This is a genomic window from Stenotrophomonas sp. STEN013, from assembly GCF_056760355.1.
The window spans coordinates 714,672-730,217 of record NZ_JBRREO010000002.1 but is presented as its reverse complement, the minus strand read 5'-3'; the positions used below and the strand labels follow the sequence as shown (position 1 = coordinate 730,217).

Here is a 15,546-nt window from a genome sequence, read left to right as displayed (position 1 = left end):
GTCTTTGGCCGATGCCCGCCTCCGTTCAGGGCGTGGCGTTCTGCAGCCGGTAGGTGGTGCGCTGGCTGTAGGCGGTGCCGTTCAAGGTGGTACGCACCTCCACCGTGTGTTCGCCTTCGGCCAGTGTGGTCGGCAATGCGGCGCGCCACAGGTGGCGGGAGGGAGTAGCCTCGGGCGAGCGGTCGTAGCCGCGCAGCGCACCGGCCAGGTCGTCGGCGATGTTTTCCTGCAGCAGGCGCGGATCGGGCTGCTCGACCCGCTTCATCGGCTGCCAAGGGCCGTCATCGACGCGGAACTCCACCGGCAGGCCGTCATAGCCCATGAACACGTTGGCGTACACGCCCCATGCCGGGTAGGCGCCGCGACGCAGCACGCGCGGAGCATGCAGCGCGATCTGCTCGCTGGCCGGGGCGCGGGCGGCGCGGTATTCCACGCTGTAGCGGCCCTGCGGCTGCACGTTGAGCAGGCCGTACCCGTTGGGCGTGCCATCGGCCATGGTGGTGTCGGGAATGCCCTGGGCATCCTTCACCCCGGACCAGAACGCACCGCAGGCCGCGCCGACGTTGTATTCGTGCAGGGGGGTGGCGCCGTTCCAGCCACGCGCGGCATCCCAGAAGGTCTGGCTCTGCTCGTGGGTGTGCCCGCTGAGGATCAGCCGGTTGGCGCGGTTTTCCAGCAGCGCGAACAGGCGCGTGCGGTCCGCGTCGCGGAAGCGATGGTCGAACAGCGGGATATGCACCCCGATCACCAGCAGTTTGTCCTCCGGCACGGTCGGCAGATAGCGTTCGAGGAAGGCGAACTGGTCCTCGCGCAGGCCACCGATATAGGCCGGTTTCTGCCCCGGCTGGGCGATGATGTCGTCCAGGCCGATGAACACCATCGAGCGCTCTTCCCAGGCATAGGTGTCCGGGCCCAGCGCGCGGTGATAGCTGGCCAGCGAGGTGGCATCGCTGCGCGCGTCCACATCCATATCGTGATTGCCGGGCACATGCAGCCACGGCACCCCCAGCGAGGTCACCGCCGCCACCAGCGCCGGATACAGCGCCGGATCATCGTTGGTGATGTCGCCCAGGGTCAGGCCGAGCCGGGCCTGATGGCTGCCGCGCAATGGCGCGATGATGTCGCGCTCGAAGTAGCCGACATCATGCATGTTGCTGGTCTGGCTGTCGGCCATCAGCAGGGTCTGGAAGCTGGCCGGGGCGTCCGCATCGGGCACCAGCGCGAACGGGGGGCACTGCGCATCGGCATCGGCCGGGCGCTTGCCTTTGACGGCGGCGGGAGCACTGCCGGGGCGCCAGATGTCCGGCAGACCATCGGCGCGGGCGGCGGCGCGGTAACCGGCCGGCTTGATCACAAACACCGTGGGCTGGGTCGAGGCCGGCAGCCGGTAACGGCCTTGCGCGTCGGTGCGCACGAGATGCTCGCCATCGGACACCGCGATACCGGGCAACGGCTGCTCGCCGGCATCGCGCAGGCCATTGCCATTGGTATCGGCAAACACCGTGCCGTCCACACAGCTGGCGGCCGCCAGCAATGGCGCGCAGGCCAGCCACAGGCCGGCAAACAGGGAAAGACGCATGACAACCTCGGCAGACAGACAGGCGGTTGCCATTATCGTCGCCCGTGGCGGCCCCGGCATTACCGGAATTGGCGGGCGGCCCGCGGCGGCGGTCGGGCCGTATGCCGCGGGCGCGCATCGGACAAGCGGCTGGCAGCGGGCAATTCCGCTATGCCGCCCGCCGGCCCGGCGTCACCGCGACGGCGTTCGCTTACGCGGTGGCGCGGGCGGGACGGCGGCCGCTTCGGCGTCGGCAACCAGCGGGCGTGCCGCCTTGCCGCTGGCCGTGGCCGGCTTGGGCGGGTCCACCCGGGTGCGGAACGGCGTATTGCCCAGCACCTCGACGTGGCCACCGGCATTGCTGAAGGCCGCCATGTCCTCGGCAATGCGCTCCCGGCTGAGGTTGCGTTGCTGGGCGTGGGGGCCGGTGATCGAGATTTTCTTCATCGCAGGAACCTCTCCCGGTACGGGCAGTGGCGTAGGCATGTGTTTCTCCTCAGGCAAGTTGCAATGCGATACCGCGCGTATTCGAACGTGCCTGGGCAGCGCGCTCGGCCCGGCAATAGGGTCCACCCATGACAAAGGAGCGGCAGATGGCCGGCCTGCTGTCATAAATGCGGCAGTTCATCTGCTGCCCATCCAGGGCCACGCACCAGCCATCCTCGTCCTTGTCCATGACATGCAGTCCACTGGGCAAGCGGATGGTCAGATGTGCCGGGACCGCATCTTTCTCGGTCAACACCACGGTCAGCTGGCAACAGAGGGCGTCGCAGGTGGCGCAGGTGACCGGGGCGTTCTTGTCCGCCGCGCCGTGCGTCATGCCGCCACCGGCATGGAATGGCGGCGCCACCCTTGCCCCTCGGGAAACGCGCGATGCGCTTGACGGCCGGACAGCGGTGCGCGGTGCGCGGGCGCACCGGTAGTGAACGGGGTGTTGCTCAGGGGGTATACGTGCATGGCGCACTCGCCTCGAGTCCCACCGATACAACGGGCGGGCAACCTGTGGAAGACAGCGGAGTGGGCAACTAGCAAGGCAGCTGCGCAGAGCGCGCGAAACAGGCAGGGCCTGCGGACCGATCCTAACACTCCGCCGCCGGTGGCGTTCACATCGGCATAGGCAGCGCCGCGAACGGCCAGCATGCGCCTGGCCGAACAGCGGGCGACGCGGTTGCCGCCACGCGGCGCATTCGGGCCGGGCGGAGGAATAGATGATGCGCGGCCCTGCCCGGCAGTTCCGGACGGTGGCGGTCGGCGACCGGCGCCAAGGCCCGGCTTGACGGCGTTTGCACCGGTCCAACGCTAGCTTCGAATCCGCCCCCCTGCCTCGGCGGCGGGCAGCCATTCAAGGCGCAGGGCCTCGCCTGCGCCGGACCTGATCACTGCGCGGGAGAGGACGGATGAACACGCTTTGGCTGTGGGTCGGCTTCAATCTGTTCGTGCTTGTGCTGCTGGCCCTGGATCTGGGGGTGCTGCACCGCAAGCAAAAGGAGATCAGCATCAAGGAGGCGCTCTGGCTGAGCCTGGGCTACTTCCTGCTGGCCATGGTCTTCGCCGCCGGCGTTTTCCATTTTCTGGGAGCGCCCAAGGGCTATGAATTCCTGACCGGATACCTGATCGAAAAGAGCCTGAGCATCGACAATATTTTCGTGTTCGTGCTGATCTTCAGCCATTTCGCGGTCCCGGCGCCCTACCAGTACCGCGTGCTGTTCTGGGGCGTGCTCGGTGCGCTGGTGATGCGCGCGGCGCTGATCCTGGCGGGCGCGGCGGTGATCGAACACTTCCACTGGATCATCTACGTGTTCGGGGCGTTCCTGATCTTCACCGGGGCCAAGATGCTGGTGACGGTCGGGCGGGAACCGGACATCGAGAACAACCGCGTCAACCGTTTCATGCGCCGTCACTTCCGCGTGACCGAAACCTTTGAAGGCGACCGCTTCACGGTGCGCCGCAATGGGGTGCGGTTCATCACCCCGCTGTTTATCGTGCTGGTGCTGGTGGAGCTGACCGACCTGGTGTTCGCGCTGGACTCCATTCCGGCGATCTTCGCGATCACCACCGATCCGTTCATCGTCTACACGGCGAACGTATTCGCGATCCTCGGCCTGCGGGCGCTGTACTTCGCCCTGGCGGGGATCATCACCCGCTTCCACTACCTCAAGTACGGCCTGTCGCTGGTACTGGTGGTTGTCGGCATCAAGATGATCCTCAATGCCTGGTTCGGGACCAAGGTGATCCCCACCGAGCTTGCGCTGCTGATCACCGCCGTGCTGATCGGCGGCTCGATGCTGGTCTCGCTGCTGAAGACACGCGGTGCGCCGCCGGCGGATGCGCGGACCCGGACCTGGTGGGTACCGGGCAGCCCGACGCGGCCGAAGAAACCGGAGAAGAAACCGGACCAGCCATGACCCCGGCCTGATCGGCGCTGCCACGCCGGGGCGGCGACAATCCGGCCGCATCGGCGACAGCAGTGCCAGGCACTTGCCCGTGCGGTGGCGACAGATGCCGCGCGGGCGTGCGGCTCAGCGGGCCGCTTTGGACGCCGCCCGCGCGTGGCGCTGCTCCAGCACCGCCACCGCATCATCCAGCGACAGGCCGCGGGCACGCAGCAGCACGATCAGGTGGAACAGCAGGTCGGCCGATTCGCCCAGCAGGTCGTCATCGAGCTGCGCCACCCCGGCCAGCGCGGTTTCCACGCCCTCCTCGCCAACCTTCTGGGCGATCCGGCGCGTGCCTTCCTCGAACAGCTTGGTGGTGTAACTGTTGATCGGGCGGTCGTGTTCGCGCTGCTTGATCAATGCATCCAGCGCGCCGAGGAAGTTGCCCGGTGCACCGGCAAAGCAGCTGACCGCGCCGGTATGGCAGGTGGGGCCGTGCGGGCGGGCGCTGATGAGCAAGGTATCGGCGTCGCAATCGGCGCGGATCTCCACCAGCTCCAGAGTGTGGCCGGAGGTTTCGCCCTTGACCCACAAGCGCTGCTTGCTGCGGCTGAAGAAAGTGACCTTGCCGCTGCTGCGGGTGGCATCCAGTGCTGCCCGGTTCATATAGCCGAGCATCAGCACCCGCTGGGTGGCGACGTCCTGCACGATGGCCGGCATCAACCCGCCGACCTTGTTCCAGTCCAGGGTGGCGGCATCAAGCGGATTGAATTCAGTGGACATCACGCACCTCGATCTGTTGGTCGCGCAGGAACTGTTTCAGCTGCGCAATGGCGATGGCGCCGGAGTGGAACACGCTGGCAGCCAATGCACCGTCAACGTCGGCCTGTTCGAACACATCGGCAAAATGTTGCGGGGTGCCGGCGCCCCCGGAGGCGATCAGCGGCACGTTGCACAGGGCGCGCGCCTGGCGCAGCTGGGCGATGTCGTAACCGTTGCGCACGCCATCGCTGTCCATGCAGTTGAGCACGATCTCGCCGGCCCCGCGCAGCTGCACCTCGCGCACCCAGTCCAGGGTGAGCCGGGCTTCGGCACGGGTCTTGGCCGGGTCGCCGGTATAGGAGCGCACCCGCCATTGGCCGTCGGGTTCGCGGATCGAATCGATACCCACCACCACGCATTGCTGGCCGAAGGCTTCGGCCAGTTCGCCGATCAGCTCCGGGCGTTCCAGCGCCGGGGTGTTGATCGAGACCTTGTCGGCACCGGCGTTGAGCACCGCGCGGGCGGTGTCCACGTCGCGGATGCCGCCGGCCACGCAGAACGGGATGTCGATCAGCCGCGCCACCCGCTCGACCCAGCCGCGGTCGACCGAGCGCCCTTCCGGGCTGGCGGAGATGTCGTAGAACACCAGCTCGTCGGCGCCGGCATCGCGGTAGCGCAGCGCCAGCTCGGTGATGTCGCCCATGTCGATGTGGTCGCGGAAGCGCACGCCCTTGACCACGCGGCCGTTGTGCACGTCCAGGCACGGAATGATGCGGCGGCTCAGCATGACAGCGCCTCCTCCAAGTGCAGGCGGCCTTCCAGCAGCGCCTTGCCCAGTACCGCGCCCCCGCAGCCGGCCGCCTTGGCCGCACGGATATCGGCCGCGTCACGCACGCCGCCGGATGCCTGCACCGCCACGCCCGGCAGCAACGCCGAAAGGTGGGCATAGAGTTCGATGTTGGGGCCGGACAGCATGCCGTCGCGGGCGATGTCGGTGCACAGCAGGTGGCGCATGCCGGCGGCGGCATAGCGGCTGGCCAGCTGGTCGAGCGTGACGTCGGCAGTCTCGGTCCAGCCATGGATCGGCAGACGCCAGACGCCATCGCTGCCCTGACGGGTATCCAGCGCGATGGTCAGCCGCTCCGGACCGAACTCGCCCAGCCAGGCTTCCACGGCCTCGGGCTGGCGCACCGCCAGCGAGCCGATCACCACCCGGCTGGCGCCGGCATCGAGGATGCGGGCGACATCGTCGCGGCCGCGCACGCCGCCACCGGTCTGTACCTTCAAGGGCGTCGTGGCGGCGATCTGTGCCAGCAGCGGCGCCAGTGTGTAGCCGCCGGCCTTGGCCGCGTCCAGATCGACCAGGTGCATCCACTGCGCGCCGGTGGCGGCAAAGGCCTGCGCGCGCGGCAGCGGATCATCGCCATAGGTGGTCTGCTGGGCGTAATCGCCCTGCAGCAGGCGCACGACACTGCCGTTGCGGATATCCAGTGCGGGGTAGACGGTGAAGCTCATTGGAAGTCGGTCTCGATGAAGTTGCGCAGGATGCGGGCGCCGGGCCCGGCCGAACGCTCCGGATGGAACTGCGCGCCACACAGCGCGCCGCGCTGCACGACGGCGGTGAACAGCCCGCCGTGATGGCAGGCGGCGACGGTGTCAGCGGTCACCGGCGCGGCGTAGCTGTGCACGAAATAGGTGCTGGCACCGGGCGGGACCCCGTCGAGCAACGGCGAGGGGCGCAGCGCCAGCAGCTTGTTCCAGCCCATGTGCGGCACGCGGATGCCCACGGCCGGATGCAGCCGGCGCACCACGCCGGGCAGCAGGCCCAGACAATCGACCCCGCCCTCTTCGGAGCGCTCGTACAGCAGCTGCATGCCCAGGCAGATGCCCATCAGCGGCAGCTGCAGTTCCCGCAGTGGCTGCACCAGTCCCTGCGCGTGCAGGCGCGCCATGCCGGCCGCGGCCGCGCCGACGCCGGGCAGGATCACTCGCTGCACGCCGTCCAGATCGCCGGCGGCGCGCACCATGCGCACGTCCACGCCCAGCCGCTCCAGCGCGAACCGTACCGAACCGAGGTTGGCACCGCCCGCATCCACCAGTCCGACAATGCTCACAGGGCCCCCTTGGTCGATGGCAGCTGCGTGCCTTCGCGGCGGATGGCCTGGCGCAGCGCACGGGCCAGCGCCTTGAAGCAGGCCTCGACCTTGTGGTGGTCGTTGTCGCCTTCCACCTTGAGGTTGAGGTTCAACCCCGCCGCATCGCACAGCGATCGGAAGAAATGCGGCACCAGCTCGGTGGGCATGTCGCCGACCTTCTCGCGCCTGAAATCGCCGTCGAACACGAAGTACGGGCGGCCGCTGAAGTCCAGCGCGGCGCTGGCCAGGGTCTCGTCCATCGGCAAGGTGAAGCCGTAGCGGCCGATGCCGCGCTTGTCGCCGAGCGCCTCACGCAGCGCCTGGCCCAGAGCCAGACCGGTGTCCTCGATGGTGTGGTGCTCGTCGATATGCAGATCGCCGCTGGCCTGGATTTCCAGCGCGAAACCGCCATGACGGCCGATCTGGTCGAGCATGTGGTCGAAGAACGGCAAACCGGTGCTGATCTTCGAACTGGCGGCCTTGTCCAGATCGACAAAGACGCGGATCTGCGTTTCCTTGGTGTCGCGCTGGACGCTGGCGCGGCGCGGCGCGTCGGCCAGTTCGTGGGCGATGGCGTCCCAGTCCCAGTCGCCGCCGAACTGGCCGGTACGCAGCTGGAAGCCGCGGATGTTCATGTTGTCGGCGAACTGGATATCGGTGGGACGGTCACCGACCATGGCCGAACGCGCCCAGTCGATGGACCGGTCCTGCAGGTAGGAGACCATCATGCCGATGCCCGGCTTGCGGTTGGGGCTGTTGTCGGCCGGCCAGCTCGGATCGATGAGCACATCGCGGAAAACGATGCCCTGGCTTTCGAAGATCTGCAGCATCAGGTTGTTGGGGCCATCGAAACTGGCCTGCGGATAAGCTTCGCTGCCAAGCCCGTCCTGGTTGGAGACGATCACGAACTGGTAGCCGGCATCGCGCAGCCTAAGCATTGCCGGGATGACATTCTTCACCAGCCGCACTTTCTCGTAGGCGTCGATCTGGAAGTCGGCCGGCTCCTCGATCAAGGTGCCATCGCGATCGACAAACAGAATGGGGGTCATGCGGCAAGCTCCAGCGTGGCAAGTGCGTCCAGGACGCGGTCGTTCTGTTCAGGGGTACCCAGGGTGATGCGCAGGGCGTCGTGCAGTTGCGGGGCGCCGCGCTGGTCGCGCACCACCACTCCGGCGGCCAGCAGGGCCTGGAATGCGGCCTGTGCATCGGCAAAGCGCACCAGCAGGAAGTTGGCATCCGACGCGTAGACCCGGCGCACCGCCGGCAGCGTCGACAAAGCCGCCTGCAGGCGCTGGCGTTCGGCGATGACGGTGGCGATGCGGGCGCGGGTCTGCGCCAGCGCGGCCTCGTCCAGCCCGTCCAGCGCCAGCTGCGCGCACGGCGTGGGAATCGGATACGGCGCCTGGCAACGGCGCAGCACTGCAATCAACCCGGCATCGGCGATCACGCAACCGATGCGCGCGGCGGCCAGAGCGTGCGCCTTGGACAGCGTACGCAGCACGGCGAGATTGTCATGCTGGTCCATCAAGGTCGTGGCCGAGGGTTGCGCGGCGAATTCGCCATAGGCCTCGTCCACCACCACCAGGGCCTGCCCGCGCAAGGCGGTGGCGACAGTCTCGACCTGTGCCAGCGGGATGCTGCGCCCGCCCGGATTGGAGGGCGAGCACAGGAACACCAGCCTGGCGTTGCCCTGCCTGGCCGCGGCGATGATGGCGTCGATATCGGGCACCAGCCCGTCGGCGCTGTCGCGCAACGGCACTTCCAGCACGGGCGCATTCTGCAGGCGCGCGCTGACCGCATACATGCCAAACACCGGCGGAGTGAACAGCACCGCATCACGCTGCGGTTCGCACAGCGCGCGCACCAGCAGATCGATGGCCTCATCGCTGCCGCGGCCGATCAGCAACTGCTCCGGCTGGCATCCATACAGTTGCGCCAGCCGCGTGCGCAACGCCTGCGGCTGCGGATCGGGATAGCGGCGGCAGCGGGCGGCCGCATCGGCCGGATTGGGCCAGGGCGCCTCGTTGGCGTTGAGCCACACCTCGCCCTCGAGCCGGGCGCTGCGGGCGGAAGCATAGCCGCCAAAATCACGCAGGTCGGCGCGAACCAGATCCAGCACCGCGCTCACAGCGTCACCCCCAGCCGCAACGCAACCGCGTTGGCGTGCGCGCCCAGCCCTTCGGCGCGCGCCAGGGTCAGCGCGCACGGGCCGATGCCGGCAATGCCTTCGGCGCTGGCGGCCTGCACGCTGATCTGGTTCTGGAAACTGGCCACGCTCACGCCGCTGTAGGCGCGGGCGGCACCGGCGGTCGGCAGGACATGGTTGGTACCCGAGCAGTAGTCGCCCAGCGCTTCGGGGGTGTAATCGCCGAGGAATACCGAGCCGGCAGCCTCGACCTGCGCCAACCACGGGCGCGGATCGCGCAAGGCCAGGATCAGGTGCTCGGGGGCGTAGCGGTTGGAGATGGCGAACGCCTGCGCCAGCGAGGGAACCTTGACCAGCCGCGAGGCGGACAGTGCCTGTCGGGCGATAGCCTCGCGTTCGAGCACCGCCACCTGCCGCGCGACCTCGCCGGCGACGGCGGCCAGCAGCGCGGCATCATCGCTGAGCAGCAGCACCTGCGAGTCGGGACCATGCTCGGCCTGCGAGAGCAGATCGGCGGCGACGAAGGCCGGATTGGCGCCGGCATCGGCGATCACCAGCACTTCCGACGGCCCGGCCGGCATATCGATGGCGGCGGCACCGGCCTGGGCGACCTGCTGTTTGGCTTCGGTCACATAGCTGTTGCCCGGCCCGAACAGCTTGTCGCACGAGGGCACGGTCTCGGTGCCGTAGGCCATCGCGGCGATGGCCTGCGCGCCACCGATCTTGAATACACGGTGCACGCCGGTCAGCCGCGCGGCGACCAGCACCGCCGGATCGGCACTGCCGTCCTTGCGCGGCGGCGTGCACAACACCACCTCACGACAAGCGGCCAGCCGGGCCGGCACGCCCAGCATCAGTGCCGTGGACGGCAGCGGCGCGCTGCCGGCCGGCACATACAGCCCGACCCGGCCGATGGGGCGGATCATTTTCTCGCACACGACGCCCGGTGCGGTTTCCACCGCGTACGGCTGCGCCATGCCGGCGCGGTGATAGGCATCGATGCGCACGGCCGCCTGCTGCATGGCAATGCGCAGCTCGGCCGACACCGCCCGCTCGGCCGCGGCGAATTCGGCCTCACCGACTTCGAAATCCTCAGGAGCCACACCATCGAAACGGGCGCTGATCGCGCGCAGAGCGGCATCACCGCCGCCGCGCACCTGTTCGATCAAGGCCGCGACCGATTCGCGGGTCTGCGCGGCCACGCTCTGTACCGGGCGGGTCAAAGTGGCGGCCTGCGCATCGGCATCGAGCGCGGCCCAGTCCAGGATCTTCAATTCGCTCGCGTTCATACCAGTGACTTCTCCACCGCCAGCACCATCAGTCCCTGCGCGCCAGCGCGCTCGAGCTCTTCCAGACGCTGCCAGCTCAGCGTGCCGGTGCACATGGTCTGCAGGCGCACCGCCGCGCCTTCGCCCGCCCCGGGCAGGCGCAGCAGCGGCGTCGCATCGGGCAGCAGCCGGGTCAGATCATCAATGCGGTCCTCGTTGGCGCTGAACATCAGCAGCTTCTGGTCCTGCACCTTGCTCAGACCATCAAGACGGCGCAACAGCATCGCCATCAGCCCGGCGCGGGCGTCATCCAGCGTGTGCGCCGGTCCGGCTAGTACCGCCTCGCTTTCCAGCAGCACTTCCACCGGTTTGAGCTGGTTGGCCGCCAGCGTGGCGCCGCTGGAGACCAGATCGCAGATCACTTCGGCTGTGCCCAGTTTCGGGGCGATTTCCACCGAGCCGGACAGCTCCACCACCTGCGCGTCCACCCCCTGCTCCTGCAGCCAGGCGCTGAGAATGGCCGGATAGCTGGTGGCGATGCGCTTGCCTTGCAGCATCTGCACGCCCTGCCAGTCCCAGTCCTCGGGCACGGCGATCATCAACCGGCACGCGCCGAAGCCCAGCCCACGCAAAGGCCGGTAGGCATCGGCCAGACCCAGCTGGCGGCGCGCCTTGGCCTGTTCGTCCAGCTCATTGAGGCCGACCACGCCCAGATCGCAGACGCCATCGGCAATCAGGCCGGGAATATCGTCATCACGCACCAGCAGCAGATCCACTGGCAGCGATTCGCCGAAGCAGAACAGCTTGTCGCGACTCTGCCGCCAGCTCAGGCCGCAGGCGGCCAGCAGGCTGCGCGCGGGATCGGCCAGACGGCCGCTCTTCTGGATGGCGATACGCAGCCGGTCACGCGCCGGCGCGGTGGGGGAAGCACTCATGGTCGGTTCTCAGTTGGATTCGGTTTTGCGCGCGGCAATACGCTCGATCGCGGTGGCATAGCCGCCACTGCCGTGCTCGAGCGAACGCGCCACCCGGCCGATGGTGGTGACGCTCACCCCGGTCAGGTCGTAGATCTCGCGATAGGGAACGCCCTTGCGCAGCAGCGGCACGACCCGCCAGCGGTCGGCCATGGCCTCCAGCTCGGCGGGGGTGCACAGATCGCGCAGGAAAGCCTGCACCTCCTGCGGCTTGTCCAGCGCGGCAAACGCGCGCGCCAACGCTTTCAAGGGAGCGTCGGAGGGCTTGTCTTTTTCGGTATCGATGCGCGGCTTCATTTGTATCAATGTATTAGCGTGCTAATACATTATTACGTGCCGCAGGCCAGGTCAAACCCGTAGAGGTCGATAGGGCAGCGCCGTTCATTTCCAGGCGGGCGGCCGCGCCGTACCGGCGCCGCAAAAGAAAAGGCCCCGCGATGCGGGGCCTTGGATCAAACCGGAATAGCGACAGCTCAGCGCGCCATCGCGCGGGTCTGCTCCAGCTCCACCTGCAGGGCACTGGCCAGCTCCTCGCGCGCCACTTCGAACTGCTGCTCGCGCAGCAGGTCCTTGACCGCAACCACACCCCGCGCCAGTTCATCCTCACCGGCCAGCACCACGAAGCGGATGCCCGCCTTGGCCGCATACTGGAACTGCTTGCCGACCTTCTTCGGCTCCATCTGCACTTCGGTGTTGATGCCACCGGCGCGCAGGCGGCGGGCGATATCCAGCGAATGCGGCATCGCCGCCTCGTCCATCAGCGCCACCATCGCCTGCACACTGGATTCGCCGATACCTTCGATCAGGCCGGCTTCGCGCAGCTGCCAGAACAGGCGGGTCAGACCGATGGAGATGCCCACACCCGGCAGCCGCGACTTGCTGTAGTGGCTGGCCAGGTCCTCATAGCGACCGCCCGAGCAGATCGAGCCGATCTGGGGGTGATCCAGCAGCGTGGTCTCGTAGACGGTGCCGGTGTAGTAATCCAGACCGCGGGCGATGGAGAAGTTCAGGCAATAGGCGCTTTCCGGCACGCCCAGCGCCTTGACCAGCTCCAGCACCTCGCGCAGCTCGGCCGCCCCGGTACGTAGCGACTCGCTGGCCGATTCACCGGCTGCAGCCAACACTGCATCCAGCTGTGCCAGCGCATCGGCATGCGAGCTGGAGCGGACCTCGACGAAGGCCAAGATGCGCTGCACCGCGTCGACCGGCAGACCGAAGTCCGGACCGACCAGCGTTTCGCGCACATAGTCGGCGCCCCGCTTGTCCAGCTTGTCGACCTCGCGCAGGACCAGCGCCTGCTGCTGTGGATCAGCTACACCCTGTGCCTCGAAGAAACCGCGCATCAGCTTGCGGTTGTTCAGCTGCACGGCGAAATTGCCGATGCGCAGTTCGGAGAACACCGCGTGGATCACCGCCAGCACTTCGGCGTCATAGCGGATGCTCAGCGCGTCCTTGCCGATCACATCGATATCGCACTGGTAGAACTCGCGGAAACGGCCCCGCTGGGCGCGTTCGCCGCGATACACGCGCTGCATCTGGTAGCGGCGGAACGGGAACGTCAGTTCGTGTTCGTGCTCGGCCACGTAACGGGCCAGCGGTACGGTCAGGTCGAAACGCAGCGCCATTTCCGGCAGGCCGCTGTCACCGGATTCGGCGGCATTGGCCAGCGCGCCGGTGGACTGCACGAAATACACCTGGCGCTCGGTCTCGCCACCGGATTTGGTCAGCAGCACATCGGACAATTCGAACACCGGCGTCTCCACCGGCAGGAACCCGAAGCGCTCGTAGTTGCGGCGGATGACGTCCAGCATGCGCTGGAACGCGATCTGCTCGCGCGGCAGCAATTCCATGATGCCGGGCGGGGTACGGGGCTTGATCACGGGCGAAACTCCTGCAACTCGGTGGGGATGGACGACCGCCAATTCTAGCGCCAGCCCGCCCCTGCTGGCCGCATGAAGTATCATTCACGCCATCTTTCCCCTCACCGAAGCCATGTCCCGGCCCTTCCCAGGTTCCGAGCAATCCTCCCCGGCGTCCTCCTCTGCGGAACGCGCGGGTGCGCGCGAATGCCTGCAGTGCTCGGTCCGGCATCTGTCGGTGTGCTCGGCCTTGTCCTGCGATGAAGTGCAGGCGCTGGAAGACATTACGGTATCCCAACCGGTTCCACTGGGCACCACGCTGGCACGCGCCGGCGAGCCACGTACTTATGTCTATACCGTGACCGAGGGCGCCTTGCGCCTGGTCCGCACGCTGGCCGATGGCCGCCGCCAGGTCAGCGGTTTCGTGCTGCCGGGCGACTATGTCGGCCTGAGTGGCAGCGACCATCATCGCTACGACATCGAGGCGATCGCCGACAGCCGCGTGTGCCGCGTGCCGGTGACGCAGATGCGCGACGTGCGCCTGCGCCATCCGCACCTGGAGCGCAAGCTGCTGCAGCGCGCCTGCCAGGAGCTGGACGCGGCGCAGGACAACGCGCTGGCGCTGGCCCGGTTGCAGCCACCGGAGCGGCTGGCCGATTTCCTGCTGCGGCTGGCCGCGCGCGAAGCGCAGCTGGGCCAGATCGGCAATCGCGTCTCCCTGCCGATGGGCCGCAGTGATATCGCCGACCATCTCGGCCTGACCATGGAAACGGTCAGCCGCACGTTCACCAAGCTGCGCCAGCAGGGCCTGATCGCGTTGCCGCATCTGAACGTGGTCGAGATCCTGGACTTCGCCGGACTGCAGAAGCTGGCCAGCGACGACCTGGGCTGAATGCCGCACTGGTCATTTATTGGCCAACCTGTCTGCGCACCTTGCCGCACAAGGGATCGCCGCGCTTATCCACAGATTCTTCCGGCGCCGGTCCACATCGATTGTGGAAAACCCGGAGCCCTGCCGGCATCACGACTGGCCAAATTTTCACCATGACAATGGGCAGGCCCGCCAGCCTTAGGCTGACGGACCTCTATCCACAGGCTGTCCCGGCTGCGCTCCACACCGGATGTGGACAACGCGGCCGTTGCGATCACCCGAGCAGCACCGCGCGCAGCGCGGCGTAGTCCGGCTCGATCGGATCGGCGTGGGCCGGTCGCTCAAGCAACGCCGCCAGCGCCGGCGGCACCGGAATCTCACGTCCGATCAAGGGCTCGACCACCGATTCGAACTTGGCCGGATGCGCGGTGGCCGCCACCGCCCAGTGCTCTCCGGCAGCGGCCTCACCACTGGCACGCAACTGCTCCAGCAGCTGCACGGCAGTAGCGGTATGCGGGCAGAACACCTCGCCGAAACGACTGAACCGTGCGGCGATGGTGTCGCGGATGGTGGCGTCATCCACCGGACGCGACACAAAGGCCGCACGCAACGCGACATCGTCACCGCGGTAGAGCCAGTGCAGCCGCTCGAAATTGCTGGGCGCTCCGACATCCATCGCATTGGCCAAGGTCGCGACGCTGGCCTGCGGCATGTACTGCCCGCCCGCGAAATAGTCCGGCAGCACCCGGTTGGCATTGGTGGCCAGGACGATCCGTCCCAGCGGTACGCCCAGCGCGCGGGCCATCACCGCCGCCATCGCGTTGCCGAGGTTGCCGGTGGGAATGACGAAATTCAGCGCGGTGCCGTGTACGGCCTGGTGGGTCAGCGCGGCATGGGCGTAGTAGCTCATCTGCGGCAACAGCCGGCCCAGACTGATGCTGTTGGCCGAACTGAGCGGCACCTGCGCTTGCAGTTCGACATCGCCCAGTGCCTGCTTGGCCATGGCCTGGCAGTCATCGAAGGAACCGGCCACCCGCAGCGCGCGGATGTTGTCGCCCAGGCAGCCGAGTTGGTGCGCCTGCCGCGGTGACACCCGGCCATCCGGATACAGCACCACCACCTTCAGGTTCGGCTGTTTGTGGAAGGCGGCCGCCACCGCGGCCCCGGTATCGCCGGAGGTCGCCACGACTATGGTCAACGGACGCGACTGGCCGGCACGCAGCCGCGACAGGCTGGCGGCAAGAAAGCGGGCGCCGAAATCCTTGAAGGCGGCGGTCGGCCCGTGGAACAGCTCCAGCACATGGTCATTGGGCGTGGCCAACGCCTGCAGCGGTACCGGAAAATCGAACGCCTCGCCGCAGATGCCGGGCAGCTCGGCCTCCAACCGGTCATCGGCGAAGAACGGCTGCAACAGGGCATCGGCGGTGGCGGCCAGCGAACTGCCCGCCCGCAACGCGCGCGGGGCCGGCATCTGCTGTGGCACATACAGACCGCCATCGGGAGCCAGCCCGGCGGCGATGGCCTGGCTCAGGCTGACGGCAGGAGCGCTGCCGCGGGTCGAGATGAAATTCATGTCAGTTCCATTGAAGAAGTGAGAG

The 15,546-nt window shown here is 67.7% G+C and carries 16 protein-coding genes; 2 read left to right on the top strand and 14 right to left on the bottom strand.

The window, feature by feature from the left end:
* Positions 1-25: 25 nt before the first annotated feature.
* The 3 genes from ACVOMH_RS07650 to ACVOMH_RS07640 form a co-directional block, all read right to left on the bottom strand.
* A complete protein-coding gene (locus tag ACVOMH_RS07650; RefSeq protein ID WP_481551537.1) occupies positions 26-1,579 on the bottom strand; it encodes a calcineurin-like phosphoesterase C-terminal domain-containing protein in 1,554 nt (517 codons plus the stop codon).
* A gap of 171 nt (positions 1,580-1,750) precedes the next feature.
* Positions 1,751-2,005, bottom strand: a complete 255-nt coding sequence (locus ACVOMH_RS07645; protein ID WP_481551536.1) for a hypothetical protein — start codon at positions 2,003-2,005, stop codon at positions 1,751-1,753.
* Between the two features lie 49 nt (positions 2,006-2,054).
* Positions 2,055-2,408: a YkgJ family cysteine cluster protein gene (locus ACVOMH_RS07640; RefSeq protein ID WP_481551535.1), complete on the bottom strand. Its 354-nt coding sequence runs from the start codon at positions 2,406-2,408 to the stop codon at positions 2,055-2,057.
* A 547-nt stretch (positions 2,409-2,955) separates the two neighbouring features.
* Here ACVOMH_RS07640 and ACVOMH_RS07635 point away from each other — a divergent pair.
* Entirely contained in the window at positions 2,956-3,963 is a 1,008-nt protein-coding gene (locus ACVOMH_RS07635) for a TerC family protein (RefSeq protein ID WP_054660918.1), read from the top strand.
* A gap of 114 nt (positions 3,964-4,077) precedes the next feature.
* On the opposite strand, the gene hisIE is transcribed toward ACVOMH_RS07635, so the two are convergent.
* The 10 genes from hisIE to hisS all read right to left on the bottom strand — a co-directional run bounded on the left by hisIE (position 4,078) and on the right by hisS (position 13,098).
* Positions 4,078-4,716 (bottom strand): bifunctional phosphoribosyl-AMP cyclohydrolase/phosphoribosyl-ATP diphosphatase HisIE, encoded by a 639-nt coding sequence (gene hisIE / locus ACVOMH_RS07630; RefSeq protein WP_481551534.1) that lies wholly within the window; start codon positions 4,714-4,716, stop codon positions 4,078-4,080.
* On the bottom strand, positions 4,706-5,482 hold the full coding sequence (hisF, locus tag ACVOMH_RS07625; protein ID WP_054660794.1) for an imidazole glycerol phosphate synthase subunit HisF: 777 nt from the start codon (positions 5,480-5,482) through the stop codon (positions 4,706-4,708). Before hisF ends, hisIE begins: the two co-directional genes overlap by 11 nt.
* Complete coding sequence (gene hisA / locus ACVOMH_RS07620; RefSeq protein WP_481523542.1) at positions 5,476-6,210, bottom strand: 1-(5-phosphoribosyl)-5-[(5-phosphoribosylamino)methylideneamino]imidazole-4-carboxamide isomerase; 735 nt, start codon at positions 6,208-6,210, stop codon at positions 5,476-5,478. Before hisA ends, hisF begins: the two co-directional genes overlap by 7 nt.
* Entirely contained in the window at positions 6,207-6,809 is a 603-nt protein-coding gene (hisH, locus tag ACVOMH_RS07615) for an imidazole glycerol phosphate synthase subunit HisH (RefSeq protein WP_481551533.1), read from the bottom strand. Before hisH ends, hisA begins: the two co-directional genes overlap by 4 nt.
* A complete protein-coding gene (hisB, locus tag ACVOMH_RS07610; RefSeq protein ID WP_481551532.1) occupies positions 6,806-7,879 on the bottom strand; it encodes a bifunctional histidinol-phosphatase/imidazoleglycerol-phosphate dehydratase HisB in 1,074 nt (357 codons plus the stop codon). Before hisB ends, hisH begins: the two co-directional genes overlap by 4 nt.
* The gene (gene hisC / locus ACVOMH_RS07605; protein WP_481551531.1) at positions 7,876-8,958 is read right to left on the bottom strand and encodes a histidinol-phosphate transaminase; all 1,083 of its coding nucleotides are present in this window, start codon (positions 8,956-8,958) and stop codon (positions 7,876-7,878) included. The genes hisB and hisC overlap by 4 nt, the downstream gene beginning before the upstream one ends.
* Positions 8,955-10,250: a histidinol dehydrogenase gene (hisD, locus tag ACVOMH_RS07600; protein WP_481551585.1), complete on the bottom strand. Its 1,296-nt coding sequence runs from the start codon at positions 10,248-10,250 to the stop codon at positions 8,955-8,957. The genes hisC and hisD overlap by 4 nt, the downstream gene beginning before the upstream one ends.
* Positions 10,251-10,261: 11 nt before the next feature.
* The gene (gene hisG / locus ACVOMH_RS07595) at positions 10,262-11,179 is read right to left on the bottom strand and encodes an ATP phosphoribosyltransferase (protein WP_481551530.1); all 918 of its coding nucleotides are present in this window, start codon (positions 11,177-11,179) and stop codon (positions 10,262-10,264) included.
* 9 nt (positions 11,180-11,188) lie between these two features.
* Entirely contained in the window at positions 11,189-11,515 is a 327-nt protein-coding gene (locus tag ACVOMH_RS07590; RefSeq protein ID WP_057506336.1) for a YerC/YecD family TrpR-related protein, read from the bottom strand.
* Positions 11,516-11,691: 176 nt separating this feature from the next.
* Entirely contained in the window at positions 11,692-13,098 is a 1,407-nt protein-coding gene (gene hisS, locus ACVOMH_RS07585) for a histidine--tRNA ligase (protein WP_481551529.1), read from the bottom strand.
* A 112-nt stretch (positions 13,099-13,210) separates the two neighbouring features.
* Here hisS and ACVOMH_RS07580 point away from each other — a divergent pair, with 112 nt between their 5' ends.
* Positions 13,211-13,969, top strand: coding sequence for a Crp/Fnr family transcriptional regulator (locus ACVOMH_RS07580; RefSeq protein WP_481551528.1), 759 nt, complete (start codon positions 13,211-13,213; stop codon positions 13,967-13,969).
* A 253-nt stretch (positions 13,970-14,222) separates the two neighbouring features.
* Here the strand turns inward: ACVOMH_RS07580 and thrC are convergent, their stop codons facing one another.
* The gene (gene thrC / locus ACVOMH_RS07575) at positions 14,223-15,521 is read right to left on the bottom strand and encodes a threonine synthase (RefSeq protein WP_481551527.1); all 1,299 of its coding nucleotides are present in this window, start codon (positions 15,519-15,521) and stop codon (positions 14,223-14,225) included.
* Between the last annotated feature and the right edge of the window lie 25 nt (positions 15,522-15,546).

Bases quoted from the DNA above. Each gene is read 5' to 3' on its own strand.
- ACVOMH_RS07645 (WP_481551536.1), bottom strand. From the start codon at position 2,005: ATGAAGAAAATCTCGATCACCGGCCCCCACGCCCAGCAACGCAACCTC.
- hisF (WP_054660794.1), bottom strand. From the start codon at position 5,482: ATGCTGAGCCGCCGCATCATTCCGTGCCTGGACGTGCACAACGGCCGC.
- ACVOMH_RS07590 (WP_057506336.1), bottom strand. From the start codon at position 11,515: ATGAAGCCGCGCATCGATACCGAAAAAGACAAGCCCTCCGACGCTCCC.
- ACVOMH_RS07580 (WP_481551528.1), top strand. From the start codon at position 13,211: ATGTCCCGGCCCTTCCCAGGTTCCGAGCAATCCTCCCCGGCGTCCTCC.
- hisA (WP_481523542.1), bottom strand. From the start codon at position 6,210: ATGAGCTTCACCGTCTACCCCGCACTGGATATCCGCAACGGCAGTGTC.
- hisB (WP_481551532.1), bottom strand. From the start codon at position 7,879: ATGACCCCCATTCTGTTTGTCGATCGCGATGGCACCTTGATCGAGGAG.
- thrC (WP_481551527.1), bottom strand. From the start codon at position 15,521: ATGAATTTCATCTCGACCCGCGGCAGCGCTCCTGCCGTCAGCCTGAGC.
- ACVOMH_RS07650 (WP_481551537.1), bottom strand. From the start codon at position 1,579: ATGCGTCTTTCCCTGTTTGCCGGCCTGTGGCTGGCCTGCGCGCCATTG.
- ACVOMH_RS07635 (WP_054660918.1), top strand. From the start codon at position 2,956: ATGAACACGCTTTGGCTGTGGGTCGGCTTCAATCTGTTCGTGCTTGTG.
- hisG (WP_481551530.1), bottom strand. From the start codon at position 11,179: ATGAGTGCTTCCCCCACCGCGCCGGCGCGTGACCGGCTGCGTATCGCC.
- hisIE (WP_481551534.1), bottom strand. From the start codon at position 4,716: ATGTCCACTGAATTCAATCCGCTTGATGCCGCCACCCTGGACTGGAAC.